This is a genomic window from Haloactinospora alba (assembly GCF_006717075.1).
Lineage (GTDB): Bacteria > Actinomycetota > Actinomycetes > Streptosporangiales > Streptosporangiaceae > Haloactinospora > Haloactinospora alba.
Genome location: NZ_VFQC01000001.1, coordinates 3,303,363 through 3,328,437, shown reverse-complemented (window position 1 = coordinate 3,328,437; position 25,075 = coordinate 3,303,363). Strand labels below are relative to the sequence as shown.

At 67.7% G+C, this 25,075-nt stretch carries 19 protein-coding genes and 1 tRNA gene; 18 read left to right on the top strand and 2 right to left on the bottom strand.

Annotated elements, in window-relative coordinates; genetic code table 11:
- The first annotated feature begins 49 nt into the window (after nt 1-49).
- Nucleotides 50-640, top strand: a complete 591-nt coding sequence (locus FHX37_RS14965; protein ID WP_141924483.1) for a TMEM165/GDT1 family protein — start codon at nt 50-52, stop codon at nt 638-640.
- A 90-nt stretch (nt 641-730) separates the two neighbouring features.
- Here the strand turns inward: FHX37_RS14965 and FHX37_RS14960 are convergent, their stop codons facing one another.
- Nucleotides 731-1,756 carry an adenosine deaminase gene (locus FHX37_RS14960; RefSeq protein ID WP_141924482.1) on the bottom strand — a complete coding sequence of 342 codons (1,026 nt, stop codon included), beginning with the start codon at nt 1,754-1,756 and terminating at the stop codon, nt 731-733.
- Nucleotides 1,757-1,924: 168 nt separating this feature from the next.
- Nucleotides 1,925-3,133 (bottom strand): pyridoxal phosphate-dependent aminotransferase, encoded by a 1,209-nt coding sequence (locus FHX37_RS14955; protein WP_141924481.1) that lies wholly within the window; start codon nt 3,131-3,133, stop codon nt 1,925-1,927.
- 193 nt (nt 3,134-3,326) lie between these two features.
- Between FHX37_RS14955 and FHX37_RS14950 the strand changes: the two genes are divergently transcribed.
- From FHX37_RS14950 to rplC, 17 genes are all read left to right on the top strand, one after another.
- Nucleotides 3,327-3,399: transfer RNA gene (locus FHX37_RS14950), tRNA-Trp, on the top strand.
- 112 nt (nt 3,400-3,511) lie between these two features.
- Complete coding sequence (gene secE, locus FHX37_RS14945) at nt 3,512-3,793, top strand: preprotein translocase subunit SecE (RefSeq protein ID WP_141924480.1); 282 nt, start codon at nt 3,512-3,514, stop codon at nt 3,791-3,793.
- A gap of 134 nt (nt 3,794-3,927) precedes the next feature.
- Nucleotides 3,928-4,713 carry a transcription termination/antitermination protein NusG gene (gene nusG / locus FHX37_RS14940; RefSeq protein WP_141924479.1) on the top strand — a complete coding sequence of 262 codons (786 nt, stop codon included), beginning with the start codon at nt 3,928-3,930 and terminating at the stop codon, nt 4,711-4,713.
- Nucleotides 4,714-5,042: 329 nt separating this feature from the next.
- Nucleotides 5,043-5,471, top strand: a complete 429-nt coding sequence (rplK, locus tag FHX37_RS14935; RefSeq protein ID WP_141924478.1) for a 50S ribosomal protein L11 — start codon at nt 5,043-5,045, stop codon at nt 5,469-5,471.
- Nucleotides 5,472-5,549: 78 nt separating this feature from the next.
- Nucleotides 5,550-6,257 (top strand): 50S ribosomal protein L1, encoded by a 708-nt coding sequence (gene rplA, locus FHX37_RS14930; RefSeq protein WP_141924477.1) that lies wholly within the window; start codon nt 5,550-5,552, stop codon nt 6,255-6,257.
- A gap of 255 nt (nt 6,258-6,512) precedes the next feature.
- Nucleotides 6,513-7,286 (top strand): hypothetical protein, encoded by a 774-nt coding sequence (locus FHX37_RS14925; protein WP_141924476.1) that lies wholly within the window; start codon nt 6,513-6,515, stop codon nt 7,284-7,286.
- Nucleotides 7,287-7,744: 458 nt separating this feature from the next.
- Complete coding sequence (gene rplJ / locus FHX37_RS14920) at nt 7,745-8,275, top strand: 50S ribosomal protein L10 (protein ID WP_141924475.1); 531 nt, start codon at nt 7,745-7,747, stop codon at nt 8,273-8,275.
- 96 nt (nt 8,276-8,371) lie between these two features.
- Nucleotides 8,372-8,761, top strand: a complete 390-nt coding sequence (gene rplL / locus FHX37_RS14915; RefSeq protein ID WP_141924474.1) for a 50S ribosomal protein L7/L12 — start codon at nt 8,372-8,374, stop codon at nt 8,759-8,761.
- A gap of 547 nt (nt 8,762-9,308) precedes the next feature.
- Nucleotides 9,309-12,776 (top strand): DNA-directed RNA polymerase subunit beta, encoded by a 3,468-nt coding sequence (gene rpoB, locus FHX37_RS14910; protein ID WP_141924473.1) that lies wholly within the window; start codon nt 9,309-9,311, stop codon nt 12,774-12,776.
- 34 nt (nt 12,777-12,810) lie between these two features.
- Nucleotides 12,811-16,686 carry a DNA-directed RNA polymerase subunit beta' gene (locus FHX37_RS14905; protein ID WP_141924472.1) on the top strand — a complete coding sequence of 1,292 codons (3,876 nt, stop codon included), beginning with the start codon at nt 12,811-12,813 and terminating at the stop codon, nt 16,684-16,686.
- A gap of 158 nt (nt 16,687-16,844) precedes the next feature.
- Complete coding sequence (locus FHX37_RS14900; RefSeq protein ID WP_141924471.1) at nt 16,845-19,118, top strand: hypothetical protein; 2,274 nt, start codon at nt 16,845-16,847, stop codon at nt 19,116-19,118.
- 482 nt (nt 19,119-19,600) lie between these two features.
- Complete coding sequence (gene rpsL / locus FHX37_RS14895) at nt 19,601-19,975, top strand: 30S ribosomal protein S12 (protein WP_141924470.1); 375 nt, start codon at nt 19,601-19,603, stop codon at nt 19,973-19,975.
- Between the two features lie 2 nt (nt 19,976-19,977).
- Nucleotides 19,978-20,448 (top strand): 30S ribosomal protein S7, encoded by a 471-nt coding sequence (gene rpsG / locus FHX37_RS14890; RefSeq protein ID WP_141924469.1) that lies wholly within the window; start codon nt 19,978-19,980, stop codon nt 20,446-20,448.
- Between the two features lie 46 nt (nt 20,449-20,494).
- Nucleotides 20,495-22,603: an elongation factor G gene (gene fusA / locus FHX37_RS14885; RefSeq protein WP_141924468.1), complete on the top strand. Its 2,109-nt coding sequence runs from the start codon at nt 20,495-20,497 to the stop codon at nt 22,601-22,603.
- Between the two features lie 51 nt (nt 22,604-22,654).
- Nucleotides 22,655-23,848, top strand: a complete 1,194-nt coding sequence (gene tuf / locus FHX37_RS14880) for an elongation factor Tu (protein ID WP_141924467.1) — start codon at nt 22,655-22,657, stop codon at nt 23,846-23,848.
- Between the two features lie 250 nt (nt 23,849-24,098).
- The gene (rpsJ, locus tag FHX37_RS14875; RefSeq protein WP_141925277.1) at nt 24,099-24,407 is read left to right on the top strand and encodes a 30S ribosomal protein S10; all 309 of its coding nucleotides are present in this window, start codon (nt 24,099-24,101) and stop codon (nt 24,405-24,407) included.
- A gap of 13 nt (nt 24,408-24,420) precedes the next feature.
- On the top strand, nt 24,421-25,074 hold the full coding sequence (gene rplC, locus FHX37_RS14870) for a 50S ribosomal protein L3 (RefSeq protein ID WP_141924466.1): 654 nt from the start codon (nt 24,421-24,423) through the stop codon (nt 25,072-25,074).
- Nucleotide 25,075: the final 1 nt, after the last annotated feature.

Here is a 25,075-nt window from a genome sequence, read left to right as displayed (position 1 = left end):
CCGCCGACCGTGCTTTTGCCCGGCCCGATCCGAAAGGAATGGCGGGCCCTTGGGAATCCTCACAGCGCTGGGAGTCAGTACCGGTGCCATTTTCGCCGCGGAAATGGGGGACAAGACCCAGCTCGTGGCCATGTCCCTGGCGACCCGTTACCGGGTGGCCACGGTGCTGCTCGGCATCACGGCCGCGACCGTGGCGGTGCACGGTTTCAGCGTCCTCATCGCCGAGGTGCTCAACCTGGCGATCCCGACCGACTGGGTGACCCTCCTCTGCGGCCTCGCGTTCCTGGGCTTCGGGGTGTGGACCTTCTACGGCGACGAGCTGACCGAGCGGGACGAGGAGCGCGCCGCCTCCCGCCGCATCCGTTCCGGCCTGCTCACCGTCGCCGTCGTGTTCTTCGTCGCCGAGCTGGGGGACAAGACGATGCTGGCGACCGTCACCGTGGGTGCCCAGTACGGCTGGCTTCCCGTCTGGATCGGTTCGACGGTCGGGATGGTACTCGCCGACGCGATCGCCATCGGGTTGGGCGCGCTGCTGGGCAAGAAACTGCCGCAGCGTGCCATCCAGAACTGCGCCGCGGGACTGTTCCTCCTCGCGGGAGGCGTGATGGTGTTCCGGGGAGTGGCCCAGCTCGCCGCCTGACGGCCGCCGTGGTGGCGCGGCCGTGCGAGCGGCCTGTCACCGACGGCGCCGGGACGCCGCGCAGCAGGACGAGCGTCCGAAGAACAGGACCTAGCCCTCGGCCGGAAGCGCCAACCAGTCCTCCACGCCGGACAGGAGCTCCTTGCGCACAGCCTCGGGAGCGGTGGAGCCGCGGATGGACATCCGCGCCAACTCGGCGAGCTCCGCGTCGGAGAACCCGAAAACCCAGCGGGCGTTCTCGTACTGCTCACCCAGGCGGGGGCCGAACAGCAGCGGATCGTCCGTGCCGAGCGCCACCGGCACGCCCGCGTCGAACAACCGGCGCAGCGGTACCTGCTCCACGTCGGGAACCACCCCCAGACTCACGTTGGAGCTCGGGCACACCTCCAGCGTGACCCGCTGGGTGGCGATCCGCTCCAGCAGGTGGGGGTCCTCGACGGCGCGGATGCCGTGGCCGATCCGGTCGGCGGCGAGCTCGTCCAGACACTCGCGCACGCTGCGCGGTCCCTGGAGCTCCCCGCCGTGCGGAGCCGACAGCAGTCCGGCGCGCTGGGCGATCCGGAACGCCCCCTCGAAGTCCAGCGCCCGGCCGCGGCGTTCGTCGTTGCTGAGACCGAAGGCGGTCACCCCGTGCCGCGCGTACTGGGACGCCAGACGGGCCAGCGTCTTGGCCTCCAGGGAGTGTTTGGTCCGGTTCGCGGCCACCATGATGCCGATCCCCACACCCGTCTCCTGCTCGGCCGCACGGGCCGCCTGCAGGATGAGCTCCAGGGTCGAGGTGAGGCCACCGAACCGGGACGCGTAGCCGCTCGGGTCCACCTGGATCTCCAACCAGCCGGAGCCCGCCTCCCGCTCGTCCTCCGCGGTCTCGCGCAGCACCCGGTACATGTCCTCCGGCTGCTGCAGCACGGAACGGGCGGTGTCGTACAGCCGCTGGAACCGGAACCAGCCGCGTTCGTCCGTGGCCCGCAGCGTGGGGGGCCACTCGCGGACCAGCGCCTGGGGCAGGTGTATACCGCGCTGCTCGGCCAGTTCCACCAGCGTGGCGTGCCGCATGGAACCGGTGAAGTGCAGGTGCAGGTGTGCCTTCGGTAGCAAGGGGATCGGGCGTCCCATCGGCCTCCTATGCGGAAACGGGCCTGTGCCCCTGCGACCCGGGGGTGCTCACGGGCGACAGCGTCGTTTCCGCCCCAGTATGCCGTCCACGGCGGAGCTGTGGTCCGGGTTCGGCGAAATCGGGCCGCCTGGCCGGCGACGGGGGGCGGCCCGCGACCGTGGTGAGCCTCAGCGAGCCCCGCTCAGCAGTTTCTGGAGGCGCTCCACCCCTTCGGCGAGGTCGGCGTCGCCGAGGGCGTAGGACAACCGCAGGTACCCCGGCGTCCCGAACGCCTCCCCGGGAACGACCGCGACCTCGGCCTGCTCCAGGATCACCTCGGCGAGTTCGGCCGTGGTCCCGGGGCGCCTGCCGCCGATCTCCGTACCGAGCAGCTCCCGCACCGAGGGGTAGGCGTAGAAGGCCCCCTGCGGCTCGGGGCACACGACCCCGGGAATCTCGTTGAGCATCCGCACGATGGTCCGGCGCCGGCGGTCGAAGGCGGAACGCATCTCGGCGACGGCGCTGAGGTCGCCGGACACCGCCGCGAGCGCCGCGGCCTGGGACACGTTGGCGACGTTGGAGGTGGCGTGGGACTGCAGGTTCCCCGCGGCCTTGATGACGTCGCTGGGGCCGATGGCCCACCCCACGCGCCAGCCCGTCATCGCGTACGTCTTGGCCACCCCGTTGACGACGACGGTGCTGTCGGCCAGCTCGGGAACCTCGACCGGTATGGAGGCGGCACGGGCGTCGCCGTAGACCAGGTGCTCGTAGATCTCGTCGGTGAGGACCCACAGTCCCGCGTCCCGGGCCCACTCGCCGATGGCGCGGACCTGTTCGGGCGGGTAGACGGACCCTGTCGGGTTGGAGGGGGAGACGAACAGCAGCACCGTGGTGCGGTCGGTGCGCGCGGCCTCCAACTGTTCGACGCTGGCCCGGTAGCCGGTGGACTCGTCGGTGACCACGTAGGAGGGAACACCGCCGGCCAGTTTGATGGCCTCCGGGTACGTGGTCCAGTAGGGGGCGATGACGATGACCTCGTCACCCGGGTTGAGCAGGGTGGCGAACGCCTCGTAGATGGCCTGCTTGCCGCCGTTGGTCACCAGGACCTGGCTGGGGTCGACGCTGTAGCCGGAGTCGCGCAGCGTTTTGGCGGCGATGGCCTCTTTGAGCTCGGGAAGCCCGCTGGCGGGACTGTAGCGGTGGAAACGGGGATCGCGGCACGCCTGGGCAGCGGCGTCCACGATGTAGTCGGGCGTGGGGAAGTCGGGCTCTCCCGCGCCGAAACCGATGACGGGACGGCCCTGGGCCTTCATCGCCTTGGCCTTGGCGTCCACGGCCAGCGTCGCCGACTCGGCGATGTTGCCGATGCGTTCCGAGATTCGAGGTCGGTCAGTCATGTACCCATACTTACACGCGGCCACAAGTGGTGTTCAGCTCTTTTCGGCCGCCGGGCGCCCGTCCCGGGTTGGTGCTCGGCGGCGTAACCCTCTAGAATCCCCTAACCGAGGCTTCGGAACGCGGAGCGGTTTCGCACTGCGGTGTACACCCTCTAGAGTGTTCCGGGTAGTATCGGTGTCGGAAGACACCCGAAGGGCAGTGGCTCAATTGGCAGAGCACCGGTCTCCAAAACCGGCGGTTGGGGGTTCGAGTCCCTCCTGCCCTGCAACGGACTCCGGCTTAGCGGTGGGCCATCGCGAAGAAGCGGCGGGGATCACGTCCCCCAGGGGACCCGCCGGGCAAGTGCCAGCCGAACCGTCGACTCCTAAGGACCTCAGGTGACACAGACCGACGCCGACGCGACGCCGGAGAAGGGTCCCCAGCGTCGCACTGGTCCGGTGACGTTCAGTAAGCAGGTCGTCGGAGAGCTGCGGAAGGTTCGCTGGCCGACGCGGCGCGAGCTCGTCACCTACACGATCGTCGTCATCGTGTTCGTCGTCATCATGGTCGGCTATGTGTACCTGCTCGACTTCGGTTTCGGGGAGGGTGTCACATGGCTGTACGGACAGTTCGACGGCGGAGGCGAGAACGCGCCGGGAATGCAGGGGCTACCGCAGTAGCGGCACGCCGCGGTTTCGCGCCCGACATGGTCCCACCGCCTTCTGTGAGAACGTAAGCTGGCAGGGACCGGTACCAGTGCTGGCGAGCACGGCACCGGCTCGTGAGCGCGTAACCGACGAAAGAAAGAGCAGCCGTGTCCGAGTCCCCATTGAACTCTGGCGATTTCCCCGGCGAGGAGCGGGAGCAGTCGCCGGAGGACGAGACCGGTCAGCGAGCCGAGCAGGCGGACGCTGCCGATACGGCCGGGGCCGAGACGTCCGGCGCCGAGGATGCGGGGGCCGGTGACACTGAGGAGCAGGAGTCCGGTGCGAGCCAGTCTCCCGGCCTGAGCCCCGCCGAGGAGTTCAAGATGGAGCTCCGGCTGCTTCCCGGCGACTGGTACGTGGTGCACACCTACTCCGGCTACGAGAACCGGGTGAAGACGAACGTCGAGAGTCGCACCCAGTCGCTCAACATGGAGGAGTACATCTTCCAGGTCGAGGTGCCCATGCACGAGGTCACCGAGGTCAAGAGCGGTAAGCGTCAGCAGGTCACGGAGAAGGTGCTGCCGGGCTACGTCCTGGTGCGTATGGAACTCACCGACGAGTCCTGGGCCGCCATCCGCAACACGCCGGGTGTGACCGGTTTCGTCGGACTGTCCAACAACCCGGCTCCGTTGAGCGTCCAGGAGGTCGCCAACCTCCTCGCCCCCGAGGGGGAGGAGGAGGCCGAACAGCCGGTCCAGGAGAAGAGCGAGGCCCGCAGCGACGTCGCCTACCAGGTGGGCGAGTCCGTCACTGTGATGGAGGGTCCGTTCGCGACGCTGCCGGCGACCGTGAGCGAGATCAACTCCGACACCCAGAAGCTGAAGGTGCTCGTCTCGATCTTCGGGCGCGAGACCCCGGTGGAGCTCGGTTTCAACCAGGTCTCCAAGATTTGATCCGCCGTCGCGTGACGCCGGACGCCCGTCGGCCGGTGGGTGCCGTACGGGTGCCGGCGGACGTGTTCCCCGCGAGGGGTGCGTAGAATTGGTGGGTCGGCCCGTACAGTGACCCCACCGTGTCCCGATGCCGTGGGACGCGCCCGTGCCTTCCGCCCGGGTCCCGGCGGAAGCGTGGTGGAGTGACGCCAGGAACGGGGCGGTGCGTGTGAGAGGGCACTCTCGCGCGTTGCCGGGCGGGCCGACTGACGCGCCCTCGTGGAGTGTGGCGCGGCTGTCGCCGCGCGACGGGACCCGCAATATCCAGCAGATCAGGCAAAGGACCCGACATGCCTCCGAAGAAGAAGATTGCTGCGCTGGTAAAAGTCCAGTTGCCCGCCGGACAGGCGACGCCGGCCCCGCCCGTGGGTACGGCCCTCGGTCCGCACGGCGTCAACATCATGGACTTCTGCAAGCAGTACAACGAAGCGACGGAAGCCCAGCGCGGCAGTGTGATCCCGGTCGAGATCACCATCTACGAAGACCGGTCCTTCACGTTCGTCACCAAGACGCCGCCGGCGCCGAAGCTGATCCTGAAGGCGGCCGGCCTGGACAAGGGCTCGACCACCCCGAGGCGTGCCGACGCCGGTTCGGTCTCCAGCGACCAGGTCCGGGAGATCGCGCAGACGAAGCTGCCCGACCTCAACACGGACGACATCGAGACCGCCGAGAAGATCGTCCGGGGAACCGCCCGTTCCATGGGGATCAAGGTCACGTAACCAGCCGGCGCAGCAACCGGTAGCCGTGGCAGGGCCAGGCGCTGGCCCGACACACCACACGTCTCACAGGAGATTCACGTGAAGCGCAGCAAGAATCACCGCAACGCGAGTCAGCTCGTCGACCGCAGCCGGCTGTACAGCCCGGCGGAAGCGGTACAGCTGGCCAAGCGCACCAGCCCCGCCAAGTTCGACGCGACCATCGAGGTCGCCCTGCGTCTGGGCGTCGACCCGCGCAAGGCCGACCAGATGGTGCGCGGCACCGTCAACCTCCCGCACGGCACCGGCAAGACCGCCCGGGTCCTGGTCTTCGCCACCGGGGACCGTGCCGAGCAGGCGCGTGCCGCCGGCGCTGACTACGTCGGCGACGACGAGCTCGTCGAGCAGGTCCAGGCCGGGTTCCTGGACTTCGACGCGGTTGTCGCCACTCCGGACCTCATGGGCAAGGTCGGGCGCCTCGGCCGGATCCTGGGCCCGCGCGGCATGATGCCGAACCCGAAGACCGGGACCGTCACCGCGGACGTCACCAAGGCCGTGAACGACATCAAGGGCGGAAAGATCGAGTTCCGTGTGGACCGGAACTCGAACCTGCACTTCGTCATCGGGAAGCTGTCGTTCGACGACCAGATGCTGGTCGAGAACTACGGCGCCGCCCTGGACGAGGTGCTGCGGATCAAGCCCTCCGCCTCGAAGGGCCGTTACCTCAAGCGGGCCTCGATGACCACCACCATGGGCCCGGGTATCCCGGTCGACCCGAGCATCACGCGTCCCAGCGTCGCCGCTGCCTGACGGCGACGGGTACGCGGCAGCGCGCCCCGGTCCGGTTCCCTCCGGGCCGGGGCGCTGTCATGCGCGGTGCTGCCGTGCGCGCTCTCCGGGGGCGGACAGTCCGGGCGCGGCTGGTCCCCGCGCTCGGGGCACACGCCCGTTCTCCGGTTCGGACGTCCGGCGGCGGGAACCGCGGCGCCGGACCCTGCGTCGTATGCCCCGGATAACCCGTTCCGGCCGGGTGCGGCTGGCGACGAAGTGGGGAGTTGTTTACCTATGTTGAGAAGGACCACCGGTATCGCTGCGGGTGCCGGAATCGCCGTGTTCGCTTCCGGCTGCGGGCTCGTCCCGGGCCTGGGACAGACTCCGGTCGAGATCGTGAGCAACATGGCCGAGCAGACGGCGGAGGTCGACAGCTACACCGCCACCATGTCGTTCTCCGAGGGCGGCGTCGGGGACATGGAGATGGAGTACACCGCCGAGCCCGAGCCGACGATCAAGATGCTGACGGAGTACCAGGGGACCGAGTCGACCATGCTGATGCGCGGCGACGAGATGCTCATGGAGGCCGGCTCGGGTATGGGGGAGATGGCCCCCTCCTCCGGTCCGGAGTGGCTGCGTGTCGGAGAGAGCGACGGACTGGGCTCGGAGATGGACCTGGAGGCGCAGAACCCGGCCGCCGAGGTGGAGATGATGCTCGCGGCCGAGGACGTCACCGAGGAGGGCTCCGAGACCGTCGAGGGGACGGAGACCACGAAGTACTCCGGCAGCTACACCGTCGAGGAGGCCCTCGCCGAGCTCGAGGAGGGGGACCTCAAGGACGCCAGCAAGCAGTACTACGAGGAGAACAACATCGACAGCATCGACTTCGAGGTGTGGATCGATGACGACGGCTTCCCCCGCAAGGTGAACAGCACGGACGGCTCGAGCTTCGACACGAGCATGACGTTCGACGAGTTCAACCAGGGCGTCGAGATCGACTACCCCAGCGAGGACGAGATCGGCTCGATGGAGGACATGATGGGGGGCCTGGAGACTCCGAGCTACTAGGTCCTGTTTTTCGGACGCTTGTCCTGCTGCGCGCCGCCCCAGGACACCGCCCGGCGGCGTTCCCGTCGGTCGGCGGAGGATCCGCTCCGCCTCCCTGACCGGCCTTGCCGGGCGGCACCGGAGACGCCGCTCGCGACGAACAGCGTCCGAAAACAGGACCCAGGGGTCCGGACCCCGCACCGGTGCCGACGGGGTGGCCGAGCGCCCGCGGCGTCTCGAGCACCCCGTTGCCCCGGGTAGGATGGTTACTACCGAAGACCGCCGGTCGTCACCCGACGGGTGACCCAAGGTCCCATGCGAATGGGCGGCCTGCGTAGGTGCGATGTGATGTGCGCTGACCCCGCTCCCAACGGGTCGCGCCCGCCCCGCGCGCCTGCGCCGGGGCTTTTTTTCTGCCTGCCGGGCTCGTTCGCGTGGCCCCTTGGGATCCGCCGGCGTTCACTGTTGGAAGGAGTCCCATGGCGAGGCCGGATAAGGCAGCCGCCGTCGCGGAGCTCAAGGACGAATTCCTGGGCTCGCAGGGCGCCGTGCTGACCGAATACCGGGGGCTCTCTGTGTCGCAGTTGGCTGAACTGCGTCGCAGCCTCGGCCAGACCGCGCGTTTTCGTATCGTCAAGAACACGCTGAGCAGGATCGCCGTCAAAGAGGCCGGTCTTGGTGAGCAAGTCCTTGACCTCTTCGAAGGCCCCTGCGCCATCGCCTTCGTCCGTGGGGACGTTGTCGAGGCCGCCAAGGGCCTGCGTGACTTCTCGAAGGCAAACCCGCGGCTGGTGATCAAGGGCGGTGTCATCGACGGTAAGGCGATGTCGCCCGAGGACGTCACCAAGATGGCCGATCTCGAGTCCCGCGAAGTTCTACTGGGGAAGCTGGCCGGCGCGTTCAAGGCCAAACAAGGCGAGACCGCCCGGCTGTTCCAGGCGCTACCGACCAAGACCGCACGTCTCGCTCAGGCGCTGCAGGACAAGCGGTCGGAGGCGGAAGCCGCCTAAGACACCGACGACCCTCGCCGGCGCGCCTGCGCCGGTATCCCGCTCGGCACGGCGTGGCCGCACGCGCGTGCTGTGACAGAAGGAGAGACCGCAACCATGGCGAAGCTCAGCAACGAAGAGCTGCTCAGCGCGTTCGAGGAGATGACCCTCCTTGAGCTGTCCGAGTTCGTGAAGCTGTTCGAGGAGAAGTTCGACGTCGAGGCCTCCGCCCCGGCGCCGGTGATGGCCGCCGCGCCCGCCGCTGGCGGCGGTGCCGCCGAGGAAGAGGAGGAGAAGGACGAGTTCGACGTCATCCTCTCCTCCGCCGGCGACAAGAAGATCCAGGTCATCAAGGAGGTCCGGGGCATCGCGGACCTCGGCCTGAAGGAGGCCAAGGAGCTGGTGGACAACGCTCCGAAGCCGCTGCTCGAGGGCGCCTCCAAGGAGAACGCCGAGAAGGCGAAGACCACGCTCGAGGGCGCTGGCGCCACCGTCGAGCTCAAGTAGCTCCGTCGGGGGTTCTCTACCGGGCGGCCGCCCCGCGGAGCGGCCGCCCGGTCGTGTTTCACGTGGACGCGCCCGCGCGTGAGGGCGGTGCCCGAACGGCGGTGCGTAGGGCGTTCGTCACACACCCGGCCCGGCTGGGAGTCGACTGGCATCGGAGCGGAATGGGTTGTTCTTCCCGGGGTAACAGGGCCTCACACTCCCGGTGTGCTGTGTTTCCTCTCACGGTTGCCCGGGGGCGCGATCGATGGGACCTGGGCTTGACGGATTCGCGTGTGGGGGCGATGCTGCAGGGTGTTGTGACGGGCTGTGGGAATGCGTGTTGGACAGCGGTGTAGTATTCGGCTACACTGCCCTTTTGCGCTGCCCTTTGACGATCCTTGTACCGGTTGCCGTGCGTTGTGCCTAGCTCGCAGAGGCTGGTGGTCACCGCACGTGCCCCAGTACTCCAGTTGAAATTCCACGTTGCCGGTAGGTCTCTTTTATAGATTCACGGGATCGTCCGGCGTGCGCGCGCATTAACCGCCACAAGCCTTCGGAAGGACCCCTGTTGGCAGCCTCGCGCAACGCCTCCGCTAACGCCCTTGGTCCGAACCGCGTTTCTTTCGCTCGCATTCCCGAACCACTCGAGGTTCCCGACCTCCTCGCCCTGCAGACCGAGTCGTTCGACTGGCTGCTGGGCAACGAGAAGTGGGGAGCCCGGGTAGAGACATCTCGCAACGCGGGTCGCAAGGACGTCCCGGAGCAGTCCGGCCTCGAAGAGATCTTCGAGGAGATCAGTCCCATCGAGGACTTCTCGGGCACGATGTCGCTCTCGTTCCGCGACCATCGGTTCGAGCCTCCCAAGTACTCCGAAGTGGAGTGCCGGGACAAGGACATGACGTACTCCGCGCCGATGTTTGTCACAGCGGAGTTCATCAACAACGACACTGGCGAGATCAAGAGCCAGACCGTGTTCATGGGCGACTTCCCGCTCATGACCTCGAAGGGCACCTTCATCATCAACGGCACCGAGCGTGTCGTCGTCTCGCAGCTGGTCCGTTCCCCGGGTGTCTACTTCGACCGTCAGGTCGACAAGAGCTCGGACAAGGACCTCTACGGCTGCAAGGTCATCCCGTCCCGCGGTGCCTGGCTCGAGTTCGAGATCGACAAACGCGATTTCGTCGGTGTCCGTATCGACCGCAAACGCAAGCAGGGTGTCACCGTACTGCTGAAGGCGCTGGGGTGGACCACGGACCAGATCCTGGAGCGCTTCGGCCAGTACGAGTCCATCCGCAACACCCTGGAGAAGGACCCCACCGCGGGCACGGACGACGCACTGCTGGACATCTACCGCAAGCTGCGTCCGGGGGAGCCCCCCACAAAGGAGTCGGCCCAGGCGCTGCTGGAGAACCTCTACTTCAACCCCAAGCGCTACGACCTCGCCAAGGTCGGCCGCTACAAGGTCAACAAGAAACTGGGCCTGGAGACCGAGTTCTCCCAGGGCACGCTCACCGAAGAGGACATCGTCGCGACCGTCGAGTACCTCGTCCGGCTGCACTCCGGAGAGGAGGAGCTGGAGACCTCCGAGGGCAAGCTCCCGATCGAGGTCGACGACATCGACCACTTCGGTAACCGCCGGCTGCGTACCGTGGGCGAGCTCATCCAGAACCAGGTCCGGCTCGGTCTGGCCCGGATGGAGCGCGTCGTACGGGAGCGGATGACCACCCAGGACGTCGAGGCGATCACGCCCCAGACCCTGATCAACATCCGGCCGGTGGTCGCCTCCATCAAGGAGTTCTTCGGCACCAGCCAGCTCTCCCAGTTCATGGACCAGACCAACCCGCTGGCGGGGCTGACGCACAAGCGGCGTCTCTCGGCCCTGGGCCCGGGCGGTCTCTCCCGGGAGCGCGCCGGCTTCGAGGTACGCGACGTCCACCCCTCGCACTACGGCCGGATGTGTCCGATCGAGACACCGGAAGGGCCCAACATCGGCCTGATCGGTTCGCTCGCCGGCTACGGCCGGATCAACTCCTTCGGGTTCGTCGAGACGCCCTACCGCAGGGTCCGGGACAGGACACCGACCGACGAGGTCGTCTACCTCACGGCCGACGAGGAGGACCGCTACGTCATCGCTCAGGCGAACACACCCCTCGACGAGAACGGGGTCTTCGCCGAGGAGCGCGTGCTGGTCCGCCACAAGGGTGACGAGTTCGAGGCCGTGTCCGCGGACGAGGTCGAGTACATGGACGTCTCGCCGCGCCAGATGGTCTCGGTCGCGACCTCGATGATCCCCTTCCTGGAGCACGACGACGCCAACCGCGCGCTCATGGGCTCCAACATGCAGCGCCAGGCGGTGCCGCTGCTGCAGGCCGAGGCGCCGTACGTCGGCACCGGCATCGAGTACCGCGCCGCCACCGACGCGGGCGAGGTGGTACTGGCCGAGGGGCCCGGCGTCGTGGAGGAGGTCACCGCCGACTACATCACGATCCTGCACGACGACGGCACGCGCCAGACCCAGCGTCTGGGCAAGTTCATCCGCAGCAACCAGGGCACGTGCTTCAACCACCGCGCCCTCGTGGACGAGGGACAGCGGGTCGAGGAAGGCTCGGTGCTCGCGGACGGACCCTCCACCGACGCCGGTGAGATGGCGCTGGGCAAGAACCTGCTGGTCGCCTACATGTCCTGGGAGGGGCACAACTACGAGGACGCCATCGTCCTCTCCCAGCGCATGGTCCAGGACGACGTCCTCTCCTCGATCCACATCGAGGAGCACGAGGTCGACGCCCGCGACACCAAGCTGGGCCCGGAGGAGATCACACGGGAGATCCCCAACGTCAGCGAGGAGGTTCTCTCCGACCTCGACGACCGCGGTATCGTCCGGATCGGTGCCGAGGTCATCGACGGGGACATCCTCGTCGGCAAGGTCACGCCCAAGGGCGAGACCGAGCTCACGCCGGAGGAGCGGCTGCTGCGCGCCATCTTCGGGGAGAAGGCCCGGGAGGTCCGGGACACCTCGCTGAAGGTGCCGCACGGCGAGACCGGCAAGGTGATCGGCGTCCGCGTGTTCAACCGCGAGGACGGCGACGAGCTCCCGCCCGGTGTGAACGAGCTGGTCCGCGTCTACGTGGCCCAGAAGCGCAAGATCACCGACGGGGACAAGCTCGCCGGTCGGCACGGGAACAAGGGCGTCATCGCCAAGATCCTGCCGCAGGAGGACATGCCGTTCATGGAGGACGGCACTCCCATCGACATCGTGCTCAACCCGCTGGGTGTGCCCAGCCGGATGAACGTGGGCCAGGTGTTGGAGAGCCACCTCGGCTGGGTCGCCAAGAGTGGTTGGAAGGTCGAGGGCGACGACGCCGGGTGGAAGGAGGCCCTGCGCGCCATCGGCGCGGAGGAGGCCTCGCCCGGAACGAACGTCTCCACCCCTGTCTTCGACGGGACGCGGGAGAAGGAAGTCGGCGGTCTGATGTCGGCGGTCCGTCCCAACGAGGACGGCGACACGATCATCGACCACAACGGCAAGGCGACGCTCTACGACGGCCGCACCGGTGAGCCGTTCGACGAGCCGATCGCGGTGGGCTACACCTACTTCCTGAAACTGCACCACCTGGTGGACGACAAGATCCACGCGCGTTCCACCGGCCCGTACTCGATGATCACCCAGCAGCCGCTGGGTGGTAAGGCGCAGTTCGGTGGCCAGCGCTTCGGTGAGATGGAGGTCTGGGCGCTCGAGGCCTACGGCGCCGCCTACGCGCTGCAGGAGCTGTTGACGATCAAGTCCGACGACGTGCTGGGCCGGGTCAAGGTCTACGAGGCGATCGTCAAGGGCGAGAACATCCCCGAGCCGGGTATCCCCGAGTCCTTCAAGGTGCTCATCAAGGAGATGCAGTCGCTTTGTCTGAACGTGGAGGTGCTGTCCAGCGACGGTATGTCCATCGAAATGCGCGACACGGATGAGGACGTCTTCCGTGCAGCGGAGGAACTGGGAATCGACCTTGGTCGGCGGGAGCCGAGCAGTGTCGAAGAGGTCTAACTTCCGCGATCTTCAAGAGCAGGGGACGAATTAAGTGCTCGACGTCAACTTCTTCGACGAGCTGCGTATTGGCCTCGCGACTGCCGACGAGGTCCGTCAGTGGTCGCACGGTGAGGTCAAGAAGCCGGAGACAATCAACTACCGCACCCTCAAGCCGGAAAAGGACGGGCTCTTCTGCGAGAAGATCTTCGGCCCCACCCGGGACTGGGAGTGCTACTGCGGTAAGTACAAGCGGGTCCGTTTCAAGGGCATCATCTGCGAGCGCTGCGGGGTCGAGGTCACGCGGGCCAAGGTGCGACGGGAACGCATGGGCCACCTCGAGCTCGCCGCGCCGGTAACCCACATCTGGTACTTCAAGGGAGTGCCGAGTCGGCTGGGCTACCTGCTCGACCTCGCCCCGAAGGATCTGGAAAAGATCATCTACTTCGCGGCGTACATGGTCACCTGGGTGGACACCGAGGCCCGGGACCGCGACATGCAGTCCCTCGAGGCGCACATCTCCGTGGAGCGTCAGCACCTCGAGCAGCGGCGCGACTCCTCGATCGAGGAGCGGCACCGCAAGCTGGAGAACGATCTCGCCGAGATGGAGGAGCAGGGCTCCAAGGGCGACGCCCGCCGCAAGGTGCGGGAGACCGCGGAGCGCGAGATGCGCCAGATCCGGGAGCGCACCCAGCGCGAGATCGACCGCCTGGAAGAGGTCTGGAACCGGTTCAAGACCCTCAAGGTGCAGGACCTCGAGGGCGACGAGATGCTCTACCGCGAGATGCGGGACCGGTTCGGGAAGTACTTCCGGGGCGGCATGGGCGCCCAGGCGATCCAGGAGCGGCTGTCCAACTTCGACCTGCACGCCGAGGCCGAGCGGCTGCGCGAGATCATCCGCAGCGGCAAGGGCCAGAAGAAGGCCCGCGCGCTCAAGCGGCTCAAGGTGGTCTCCGCGTTCCTGAACACCCGCAACAGCCCCATGGGCATGGTGCTGGACTGCATCCCGGTGATCCCGCCGGACCTGCGGCCCATGGTGCAGCTGGACGGGGGGCGTTTCGCCACGTCCGACCTGAACGACCTGTACCGCCGGGTCATCAACCGGAACAATCGCCTCAAGCGTCTGCTGGACCTCGGCGCTCCCGAGATCATCGTGAACAACGAGAAGCGGATGCTGCAGGAGGCGGTCGACGCGCTGTTCGACAACGGCCGTCGCGGGCGCCCGGTCACCGGGCCGGGGAACCGTCCGCTGAAGTCGCTGTCGGACATGCTCAAGGGTAAGCAGGGCCGGTTCCGGCAGAACCTGCTGGGCAAGCGTGTGGACTACTCGGGCCGTTCGGTGATCGTCGTCGGTCCGCAGCTGAAACTGCACCAGTGCGGTCTGCCGAAGCAGATGGCCCTGGAGCTGTTCAAGCCGTTCGTGATGAAGCGCCTGGTGGACCTGAACCACGCGCAGAACATCAAGAGCGCCAAGCGGATGGTGGAACGCTCCCGCCCGGTGGTGTGGGACGTCCTCGAGGAGGTCATCACCGAGCACCCGGTGATGCTGAACCGCGCTCCCACCCTGCACCGGCTGGGAATCCAGGCCTTCGAGCCGCAGCTGGTCGAGGGCAAGGCCATCCAGATCCACCCGCTGGTGTGTACCGCGTTCAACGCGGACTTCGACGGTGACCAGATGGCGGTGCACCTGCCGCTGTCCGCCGAGGCCCAGGCCGAGGCGCGGCTGCTGATGCTGGCCACCAACAACATCCTCAAGCCGTCGGACGGCAAGCCGGTGACCATTCCGACCCAGGACATGATCATCGGTCTGTACTACCTGACGACCGAGCAGGAGAACGCGCTCGGCGAGGGCAAGCTGTACCGTTCGCCGGCCGAGGCCATCATGGCCTACGACCTCGGGAAGCTCGACCTCCAGGCGCGTATCCGGATACGGGTCGAGGGCGACGTTCAGCCGCCGCGCGACTGGACCCCGCCGGAGGGCCACGAGCCGGGCGGTCCCTACGTGCTGGAGACCACGCTCGGGCGTTACCTGTTCAACGAGTCCATGCCGGCGGACTACCCCTTCGTCAACTACCAGGTGGGCAAGAAGCAGATGTCCGCTCTGGTGAACGAGCTGGCCGAGGGGTACCCCAAGGTGCACGTCGCCACGACGCTGGACGCGCTGAAGGACGCCGGTTACCACTGGGCGACCCGCTCCGGGCTGACGGTGGGCATCGACGACGTGGTGCCGCCGCCGCAGAAGCAGGAGAAGCTGGACGCCTACGAGAGGCAGGCCGACAAGATCCAGCGGGAGTTCGACCGCGGTCTGATCACCGACGACGAGCGGCGCCAGGAACTCACCGAGATCTGGACGAAGGCCACGAACGAGGTCTCCGAGGAGGTGGAGGACCAGTTCCCCGCCGACAACCCGGTGTGGATGATGGTCGACTCCGGCGCCCGCGGGAACATGATGCAGATCCGCCAGATCGCCGGGATCCGCGGCCTGGTGTCCAACACCAAGGGCGACACCATCCCGCGCCCGATCAAGTCCTCCTACCGGGAGGGCCTCTCCGTGCTGGAGTACTTCATCTCCACGCACGGTCAGCGCAAGGGTCTGGCCGACACCGCCCTGCGGACCGCCGACTCCGGCTACCTCACCCGGCGGCTGGTTGACGTCTCCCAGGACGTCATCGTGCGCGAGTCCGACTGCGGAACCGACCGGTCCCTCGTGCACGAGATCGGGGAGGAGACTCCCAACGGCACCGTCGTGCGCAAGCACAACGTCGAGAACACCGGCTTCGGCCGGAACATCGCCGAGGACGTCGTGGTGGACGGCACGATGGTCGCCCCGGCGCTGAGCGACCTCTCGGAGGAGCTCATCGACCGGCTGGTCTCCCACGGGGTCACGCAGGTGCGGGTGCGGAGCTCGCTCACCTGCGAGGCCAGGATCGGCGTGTGCTCCACGTGCTACGGCCGCTCCATGGCCAGCGGCAAGCCCGTGGACGTGGGTGAGGCGATCGGGATCATCGCGGCGCAGTCCATCGGTGAGCCCGGTACGCAGCTCACCATGCGTACCTTCCACATGGGTGGTTCCGCCGGGCAGGACATCACGCACGGTCTGCCGCGTGTCCAGGAGCTGTTCGAGGCCCGCATCCCCAAGGGTGTGGCTCCGATCAGCGAGCTGGAGGGCCAGGTCCGCATCGAGGACACCGAGAAGAGCCGGAAGATCATCCTGGTTCCCAGCGACGGCTCCGACGAGATCTCGTACCCGGTCCCGATGCGCGCCCAGCTGATGGTGAACGACGGCGACCACGTCGCGGTCGGCCAGCAGCTGATCCAGGGTGCGATCAACCCGCACGAGATCCTGCGGATCCAGGGCCCGCGCGCCGTCCAGCAGTACCTGGTCTCCGGGGTGCAGGAGGTCTACAAGTCGCAGGGTGTCTCGATCCACGACAAGCACATCGAGATCGTGGTGCGGCAGATGCTCAAGCGGGTGAACATCCTCGAGTCCGGGGACACCGAGCTGCTGCCCGGCGAGATGGTCGAGCGTCCCAAGTTCGAGGCGATCAACCGCCAGGTCGTGGCCGAGGGCGGTCAGCCCGCGTCCGGACGTCCCGTGCTGCTGGGGATCACCAAGGCGTCGCTGGCCACCGAGTCGTGGCTGTCCGCCGCCTCCTTCCAGGAGACCACGCGGGTTCTCACGGAGAACGCCATCCACGGCAAGAGCGACCCGCTGCTGGGTCTCAAGGAGAACGTCATCATCGGTAAGCTCATCCCGGCGGGTACTGGGATTCCGCAGTACCGCAACGTCAAGGTGGAGCCGACCGAGGAGGCGAAGGCATCGATGTACTCCCTGTCGGGCTACGAGGAGCCCAGTGAGTACACCTTCGGCCAGGGCTCGGGCGAAGCCGTTCCGCTGGAGGAGTACGACTTCGGCCCCTACAGCAGGTGAGCTGAGAGTCAACCGGTGGAACCGGCCGATTAGTTGGCGGCGGCGGCAGCTCCACCCCGGTTCCGGGGCGGGGCTGCCGCCGTTCGTCGTTGCCACTCGGCATACTGGGATTCGAATGGGGACGTTAGCGCCCACACGCGGTCGGGAGATGTAAGGCAGTGACAGACAACGGGGGAGAGCGGCACGTGTCGCCGCACGATGAGTACGAACCCAGCCAGCAGGAGCAGGGTTCATGGTTCACACCGAGCGGCGATCGGCACCGCTCGCAGTCGCAGTACCAGGACTCCTACGAGGCCGGGGTGGATGGGGCGCCTGCGACAGAAGCGACTCCCGCTGCGGGGGACGAGCCCTACGAGACGGGGGCGACAGGAGGTTTCCATGCCGGCTTCCCGGACACGGGGGGGTACCCGGGGATGAGCGGTACGCGGCCGGGCATGGCCGAACCCTACCCCTCGGCTCTGGACGGCCTGGGAACCGCACCCTCCGGTCCCGGCGCGGGGGCGGACTCTGGGGGGGAGCAGCCCGGCGCGTCCCCGTCGGCACCGTACGCGGGATTCCCGTCCCCTGCGGTGAGCCGTCCCTACACACCGCCGGCGGATCCGGCCACGGGAGAGATCCCCACGGTTTCCCACGACGTCGGGGCGGCCCCTGGCGGACAGGAGGACCCCTCCGCTTCCGGCCCCGGAGCCGGTTACGAGACGGCGCCCCCTCTCGGCGGCGACGCCACACCGCCAGCGGAGAGCGGGGGCGCCGAGAGCGTCTACCGCGTCCCGGAGCCCGAGCCGCAGCAGTCGGCTCCCTTCGGCGGATCCGCCCGGAGCGGCGAGTGGTACAGCGACCCGCTGTCGCCGGTCAGTGAGGGGAGGGCCGCCGGGGACCCGAGCTCCCACCCGGGGCCGAGCGACCACACCGGTGGGGAGAGGAGCCCGGAAGGCGATCCCCCAGGCGGCGGTTGGGGCGGGGAGTACACCGTTCCCCCCACCCAAGCCCCTCGGACGTATCCGACCGGGCAGTGGTACGACACGTCGGCGGCCGGGCCACCGGAGGACCTCTCCCACGGCGGGGGTTCCGGGTACGACGCCGGGTACGGCTGGGGCGCCGCTCCTGCCCAACCGTGGGCCACGTCCCACGGTGACCACCGTTCAACCGCCTCATCCCAGGGGTTCCCCACCGGGGAGAACACGAGCTCCGGTTGGGCGGGCCCCGTCAACGACGCGGCGCGTTCCGCCGACGGCTACGACGACGAGCTCTCCCGCCCGTCGTACCCGGGAGCCTTCGCCGAGGACGACCAGGCCGCGGCGCGTTGGGAGCAGTGGAGCGGTTCCGCGGCGGGTGAGGAGAGCGCCGCCGGACCGCACACGGGCGCCGGCACCAGCGGCGTCGACCCGGGTGGACAGCTCGGAACGGGCAGCGGAAACACCTGGGCCTTCAGCCGGGAGGACCCGCAGCTTCCCGACAGCGTCCGACAGGCGGGTATCCGCGCCGAGGAGCGGCGCGGTGCCGCGCCGGACGCGCCGGCGGGCCACGAGACCGGCGGCTGGTCGGCGGAGGGCGGCACGACCGGATTCGACTCCGGGTTCGCCGCCGGGACGGCCCCGGCGGAAGGAGCGGTGCCGCAGGACGGGGGCGCGGACCCGCTCGCTGACGGCCACGGCCGGGCCGGCGGTCCCCAGGCTCCCTCCTACGACGCGGATCCGCTCGGCTCCGGCGGGTGGTACGACATAGGGGCCAGCGCCGGAGCCGGGACGGACACGTGGTACGGCGCGGGTACCGGCCAGCCCCCGGAGCCCGAGCCGGACAGCGGTACGGCCTCCGATTCGGGTACGGGAACCCAGGCGATGCCGGCGGTGCCCCAGGACGAGGGCACGGACCCGCTCGCCGGAGGGGGGCCTCCCGAGGACGCCCGCTCCGGGGCGTGGCCGCGGCCGTACCCCGAGGACGTTGCCTACGGCCCGGCTGGTGCCCGCTCCGGTCCTCCGGAGGAGGAGTGGAACGGCGGTGCCTTCCGGGAGACCCCTCCGCCGGAGGGGGAAGCCGGTGCCGGCGAACAGGAGCCGTCGGTCGAGCCGAGCCGTTCCGCGCCGATCCCGGAGGGGGAGTTCCCGGACTTCGACGAGAGGTCGGCCGACGCCGCCGCCGACGTGGACCCCTATCCCGGCTACGACAACATCGACTACTGGCCGGAGACGGATCCGGGAGCGCTGAGTACGGTGTGGCTCGGTGTGCTTTCCCTCGTCCCGGTCATCGGGGTGGCGTCCGCGGCGGTGGTGCTGTTGCTCACCGCCCCGAAGGCCCGGACCAGTATCGCCGAGTCCGGCGGTGAGCTCGAGGGAGTGAAGCTGGTCACGGCGGGGGTCGCCATGGCGTGGGCGGGGATCGCCCTGTTCGTGGTGGAGGTCGTCGCCGTGCTCGGTGTGCTCCTCACGGGGTGACCTACCGGCCGGACGCCGTCGCCGACCCGCCGCGCGGGTCCCACTACCACCGGGCCGGGGAGCGAACGGGGCGCCCGTCGCACCCCGGCCCGAACTCTGTACCGGAAACGGCGCGAGCATTCCCAGTAGGTCATATACTGGGAATGACCTACGGCAGTACGAGGCTACGAAGCCGGCGGACGGGAACGATGACCGCCGTTTTGACGGCGTGTTGTCCGTTCGGTACGCTCGAACTTCGTGCCCGTGAGTCGACGGGTCGCACGCGCGCTCGAAGACGGACCGCTGGCGGCGGATCACAGAGCAGCGCGTGGTGCTTCCTCCCATGACAATTAGCCGCCATGTCGCGGCGTCCACGAACGCACCAAGCGTGAGGTAGGCCGCGACACGCCCGGGTTCGGGGGCGGGTCGGGGAGGGAAAGCCAGCAGGTCAATAGCGACAGGCGAACAGAACCGGCGTAGGTCACGAGGAAGACGGAGACGCGGTGCCCACTATCCAGCAGCTGGTCCGCAAGGGCCGACAGGACAAGGTCGCGAAGAACAGGACTCCGGCGCTCAAGGGGAGTCCGCAGCGTCGTGGGGTGTGCACGCGTGTCTACACCACGACGCCGAAGAAGCCGAACTCCGCGCTGCGCAAGGTCGCCCGTGTGAAGCTGAGCAGTGGCACCGAGATCACGGCCTACATTCCCGGCATCGGGCACAACCTGCAGGAGCACTCCATCGTGCTCGTGCGGGGAGGCCGTGTGAAGGACCTGCCGGGTGTCCGTTACCGGATCGTCCGCGGTTCACTCGACACTCAGGGCGTCCGTAACCGCAAGCAGGCGCGTAGCCGTTACGGCGCTAAGAAGGAGAAGAAGTAACCATGCCGCGCAAGGGTCCGGCGCCGAAGCGCCAGCTCATCACCGATCCGGTCTACGGATCGCCGCTCGTTACCGCGCTGATCAACAAGGTGCTGTTGGACGGGAAGCGTTCCAAGGCACAGAGCATCGTCTACGGTGCGCTCGAGGGCGCCCGGGAGAAGACCGGCCAGGAGCCGCTCGTGGTGCTCAAGCGCGGCCTGGACAACGTGAAGCCCTCCCTCGAGGTGCGTAGCCGGCGCGTGGGCGGTGCCACGTACCAGGTGCCGGTCGAGGTCCGCTCCTCGCGCAGTACCACGCTGGCTCTGCGGTGGCTGGTCACCTACTCCCGGAAGCGCCGGGAGAAGTCGATGACCGAGCGCCTCATGAACGAGCTGGTCGACGCCAGCAACGGCCTCGGCGCCAGCGTGAAGCGCCGTGAGGACACGCACAAGATGGCGGAGTCGAACCGGGCGTTCGCCCACTACCGCTGGTAACCCCCGCGGCCGAATCGATACGAGAGACCGAGAGAAGACGAGCCACATGGCTACCACTGCTCTTGACCTTGCCAAGGTCCGCAACATCGGGATCATGGCGCACATCGACGCGGGTAAGACCACGACGACTGAGCGGATCCTTTTCTACACCGGGGTGAACTACAAACTCGGTGAGGTCCATGACGGCGCGGCCACCATGGACTGGATGAAGGAGGAGCAGTCGCGCGGGATCACCATCACGTCCGCTGCGACCACGACGCACTGGGATGACTACACCCTCAACATCATCGACACGCCCGGCCACGTGGACTTCACGGTCGAGGTGGAGCGCGCTCTCCGGGTGCTCGATGGCGCGATCGCGGTGTTCGACGCCAAGGAAGGGGTCGAGCCGCAGTCCGAGCAGGTGTGGCGTCAGGCGGACCGCTACGGCGTTCCGCGTATCTGTTTCATCAACAAGATGGACAAGGTGGGGGCCGAGTTCCAGCGCTGCGTGGACATGTTCTCGGAGCAGCTGGACGCGAACCCTCTGCCGATCCAGTTGCCCATCGGCGCCGAGTCCGACTTCAAGGGCGTGATCGACCTCGTCCGCATGCAGGCCTACGTCTGGAGCGACGAGGCCGCCAAGGGCGAGATGTACGACACGATCCCCATCCCGGAGTCGCACGCCGAGGCGGCGCGCGAGGGGCACGACAAGCTCATCGAGATCCTGGCCGAGGCCGACGAGGAGATCATGGAGCTCTACCTGGAGGGCGAAGTGCCCACGGTGGAGCAACTCGTCCCGGCCATCCGGCGGGCGACCATCGCCGGTACCGCTGTTCCGGTGCTGTGCGGCACGGCGTTCAAGAACAAGGGCGTGCAGCCCCTGCTCGACGCGGTGACCGCCTACCTGCCCTCGCCGCTGGACATCGACGCGGTCAACGGGTTCGACCCCAAGGACAGCGAGAAGGCGACCGAGCTCAGCCGCAAGCCGAGCGAGGAGGAGCCCTTCTCCGCCCTGGTGTACAAGATCGAGACCGACCAGCACCTTGGCAAGCTGACCTACATCCGGGTCTACTCCGGCGTGCTGGAGACCGGAACACAGGTGCTCAACAGCGCCAAGGGGCGCAAGGAGCGCATCGGTAAGATCTACCGGATCCACTCCAACAAGCGCGAGGAGATCCAACGGGTCGGAGCCGGCGACATCGTCGGCGTGATGGGGCTGAAGGACACCACGACGGGGGAGACCCTGTCGGACGCGACCAACCCCATCATGCTGGAGTCGCTCTCCTTCCCGGCGCCCGTGATCCAGGTGGCGATCGAGCCGAAGACGAAGAGTGACCAGGACAAGCTCTCCCAGGCGATCCAGCGGCTCGCCGACGAGGACCCGACCTTCCAGGTCTCCAGCGACGAGGAGACCGGTCAGACCGTGGTCTCGGGCATGGGCGAGCTGCACCTGGAGGTACTCGTCAACCGCATGCGGGACGAGTTCAAGGTTGAGGCGAACATCGGCAAGCCGCAGGTGGCTTACCGGGAGACCATTCGCAAGAAGGTCCAGAATGTCGAGTACACCCACAAGAAGCAGACGGGTGGCTCCGGACAGTTCGGGCGCGTCATCATCGATGTGGAGCCGCTCGCGGGCGAGGATGACAGCGCCGGTTACGAGTTCGTCAACAACATCACTGGCGGCCGCATCCCCAAGGAGTACATCCCCTCGGTGGACGCGGGCTGCCAGGAGGCCGCGGAATTCGGTATCCTCGCCGGGTATCCGCTTGTCGGCATCAAGGTGTCGCTGCAGGACGGCCAGTACCACAGCGTCGACTCCTCGGAGATGGCGTTCAAGGTCGCCGGTTCCATGGCCTTCAAGGAGGCGGTGCCCCAGGCGAAGCCGGTCCTGCTGGAGCCGGTCATGGCGGTCGAGGTCACCACGCCCGAGGACTACATGGGCGACGTGATCGGCGACCTCAACGCCCGGCGGGGCCAGGTCCAGTCGATGGAGGAACGCGCCGGCAGCCGGGTCATCAAGGCCCAGGTGCCCCTATCGGAGATGTTCGGCTACGTGGGAGACCTGCGCAGCCGTACGCAGGGTCGAGCCCAGTACACGATGGTGTTCGACTCCTACGCGGAGGTCCCGTCCGCTGTCGCCCAAGAGATTGTGGCGAAGGCCCGCGGCGAATAACCGCGACACGTAACCAACCAGCTAGCAACTCGTACGTCTAGGAGTAATCCAGTGGCGAAGGCCAAGTTCGAGCGGACCAAGCCGCACGTCAACGTAGGCACCATCGGTCACATTGACCACGGGAAGACCACGCTTACCGCGGCGATCACCAAGGTTCTGCACGAGGCGTACCCGGAGCTCAATCCGTTCACGCCGTTCGAGGACATCGACAACGCGCCGGAGGAGAAGGAACGTGGCATCACGATCTCCGTCGCGCACGTCGAGTACGAGACCCAGGAGCGCCACTACGCGCACGTGGACTGCCCCGGGCACGCCGACTACGTGAAGAACATGATCACCGGCGCGGCCCAGATGGACGGCGCCATTCTGGTGGTCGCCGCCACTGACGGCCCCATGCCGCAGACCAAGGAGCACGTCCTCCTCGCCCGCCAGGTCGGCGTCCCCTACATCGTTGTCGCGCTGAACAAGGCCGACATGGTGGACGACGACGAGATCTTCGACCTGGTCGAGCTGGAGATCCGGGAGCTGCTCACCGAGTACGAGTTCCCGGGCGACGACGTCCCGATCACCCGCGTCTCCGCGCTCAAGGCGCTGGAGGGCGAGGAGCAGTGGACCCAGGCCGTCCTGGACCTCATGAAGTCCGCGGACGAGAAGATCCCGGAGCCGCAGCGGCCCGTCGACCAGCCCTTCCTGATGCCGATCGAGGACGTCTTCTCGATCACCGGCCGCGGGACCGTGGTCACCGGCCGCGTGGAGCGGGGCCAGGTCAAGACCCAGGACCCGGTCGAGATCGTCGGGATCAAGGAGGACAAGCAGTCCACCACGGTCACCGGCGTCGAGATGTTCCGCAAGATCCTCGACTACGGCGAGGCCGGCGACAACGTCGGCCTGCTGCTCCGTGGCGTCAAGCGTGAGGACGTGGAGCGCGGCCAGGTTGTCACCAAGCCGGGCAGCACCACTCCGCACACGGAGTTCCAGGCCCAGGTCGTCATCCTGTCCAAGGACGAGGGCGGACGGCACACGCCGTTCTTCAACAACTACCGGCCCCAGTTCTACTTCCGCACCACGGACGTCACCGGCGTGGTCACGCTGCCGGAAGGCACCGAGATGGTCATGCCCGGCGACAACACCGAGATGAGCGTCCAGCTGATCCAGCCGGTCGCCATGGAGGAGGGCCTCAAGTTCGCCATCCGCGAGGGTGGCCGGACCGTGGGCGCCGGTCGCGTCACCAAGATCATCAAGTAGCAGTCGGGGCGGTGCGTGTACCGGGCCGCCCCTCGTATGCGGCGGCCGGGCCACTGGTCGGCTCGGCCGCCGCACCATGAACGACGTCATCGGGCTCTGTAGCGGTGATGCACTTCAGGGGACGCCCCCTGCAGCAATTTCTCAGGTGAATAGAGCCGCAGAACGACGAGGGCGCCCCTGCGGGGCAGCAGGGCCGGTCAACTGGTACCGCGCCTCTACGGACACTGAAGCGAAGGACGAAAAGGCCACCATGGCGGGACAAAAGATCCGCATTCGGCTCAAGGCCTATGACCACGAGGTCATCGACAGCTCGGCTCGAAAGATCGTCGAGACCGTGACGCGGACCGGCGCACAGATCGCTGGCCCGGTGCCGTTGCCGACGGAGAAGAACGTTTACTGCGTAATCCGCTCCCCGCACAAGGACAAGGACTCGCGGGAGCACTTCGAGATGCGCACGCACAAGCGGCTGATCGACATCATCGACCCGACGCCGAAGACCGTCGATTCGCTTATGCGGCTCGATCTTCCGGCCGGCGTCGACATCGAGATCAAGCTTTAAGGGACGCACAGACATGGCCACCAAACAGATCACGGGAGTACTGGGCGAGAAGCTCGGCATGACCCAGGTCTTCGACGAGTCGGGCAGGATCGTGCCCGTTACCGTCCTGAAGGCCGGTCCGTGCGTCGTAACTCGCGTCCGGACTCCGGAGACCGACGGCTACTCCGCCGTCCAACTCGGCTACGGGAACATCAACCCGCGCAAGGTGAACAAACCGCTGGGTGACTACCTGCGCAAGCACGGGCTCACCCCGCGTCGGAACTACGTCGAGGTACGTACCTCCGACGCCACTGAGTACCAGCTCGGTGACGAACTCACCGCCGCCGCCTTTGAGGCCGGCGAGAAGGTGGACGTCAGCGGCAAGACCAAGGGCAAGGGCTTCGCCGGTGGGATGAAGCGGCACGGTTTCGGCGGCATGGGTGCCACGCACGGCACGCACCGCACGCACCGCACGCCGGGTGCCATCGGCGGCGCCGCCACGCCCGGGCACGTGTTCAAGGGCCGCAAGATGCCGGGCCGGATGGGCAACAAACGCAAGACCGTGCAGAACCTGACGGTGCAGTCCGTGGATGCGGACAAGGGCCTCGTCCTGGTCAAGGGTGCGGTGCCGGGCCCCAACGGCGGGCTGGTGCTCGTCCGTACCGCTGTGAAGGGGGAGGGCAAGTAAG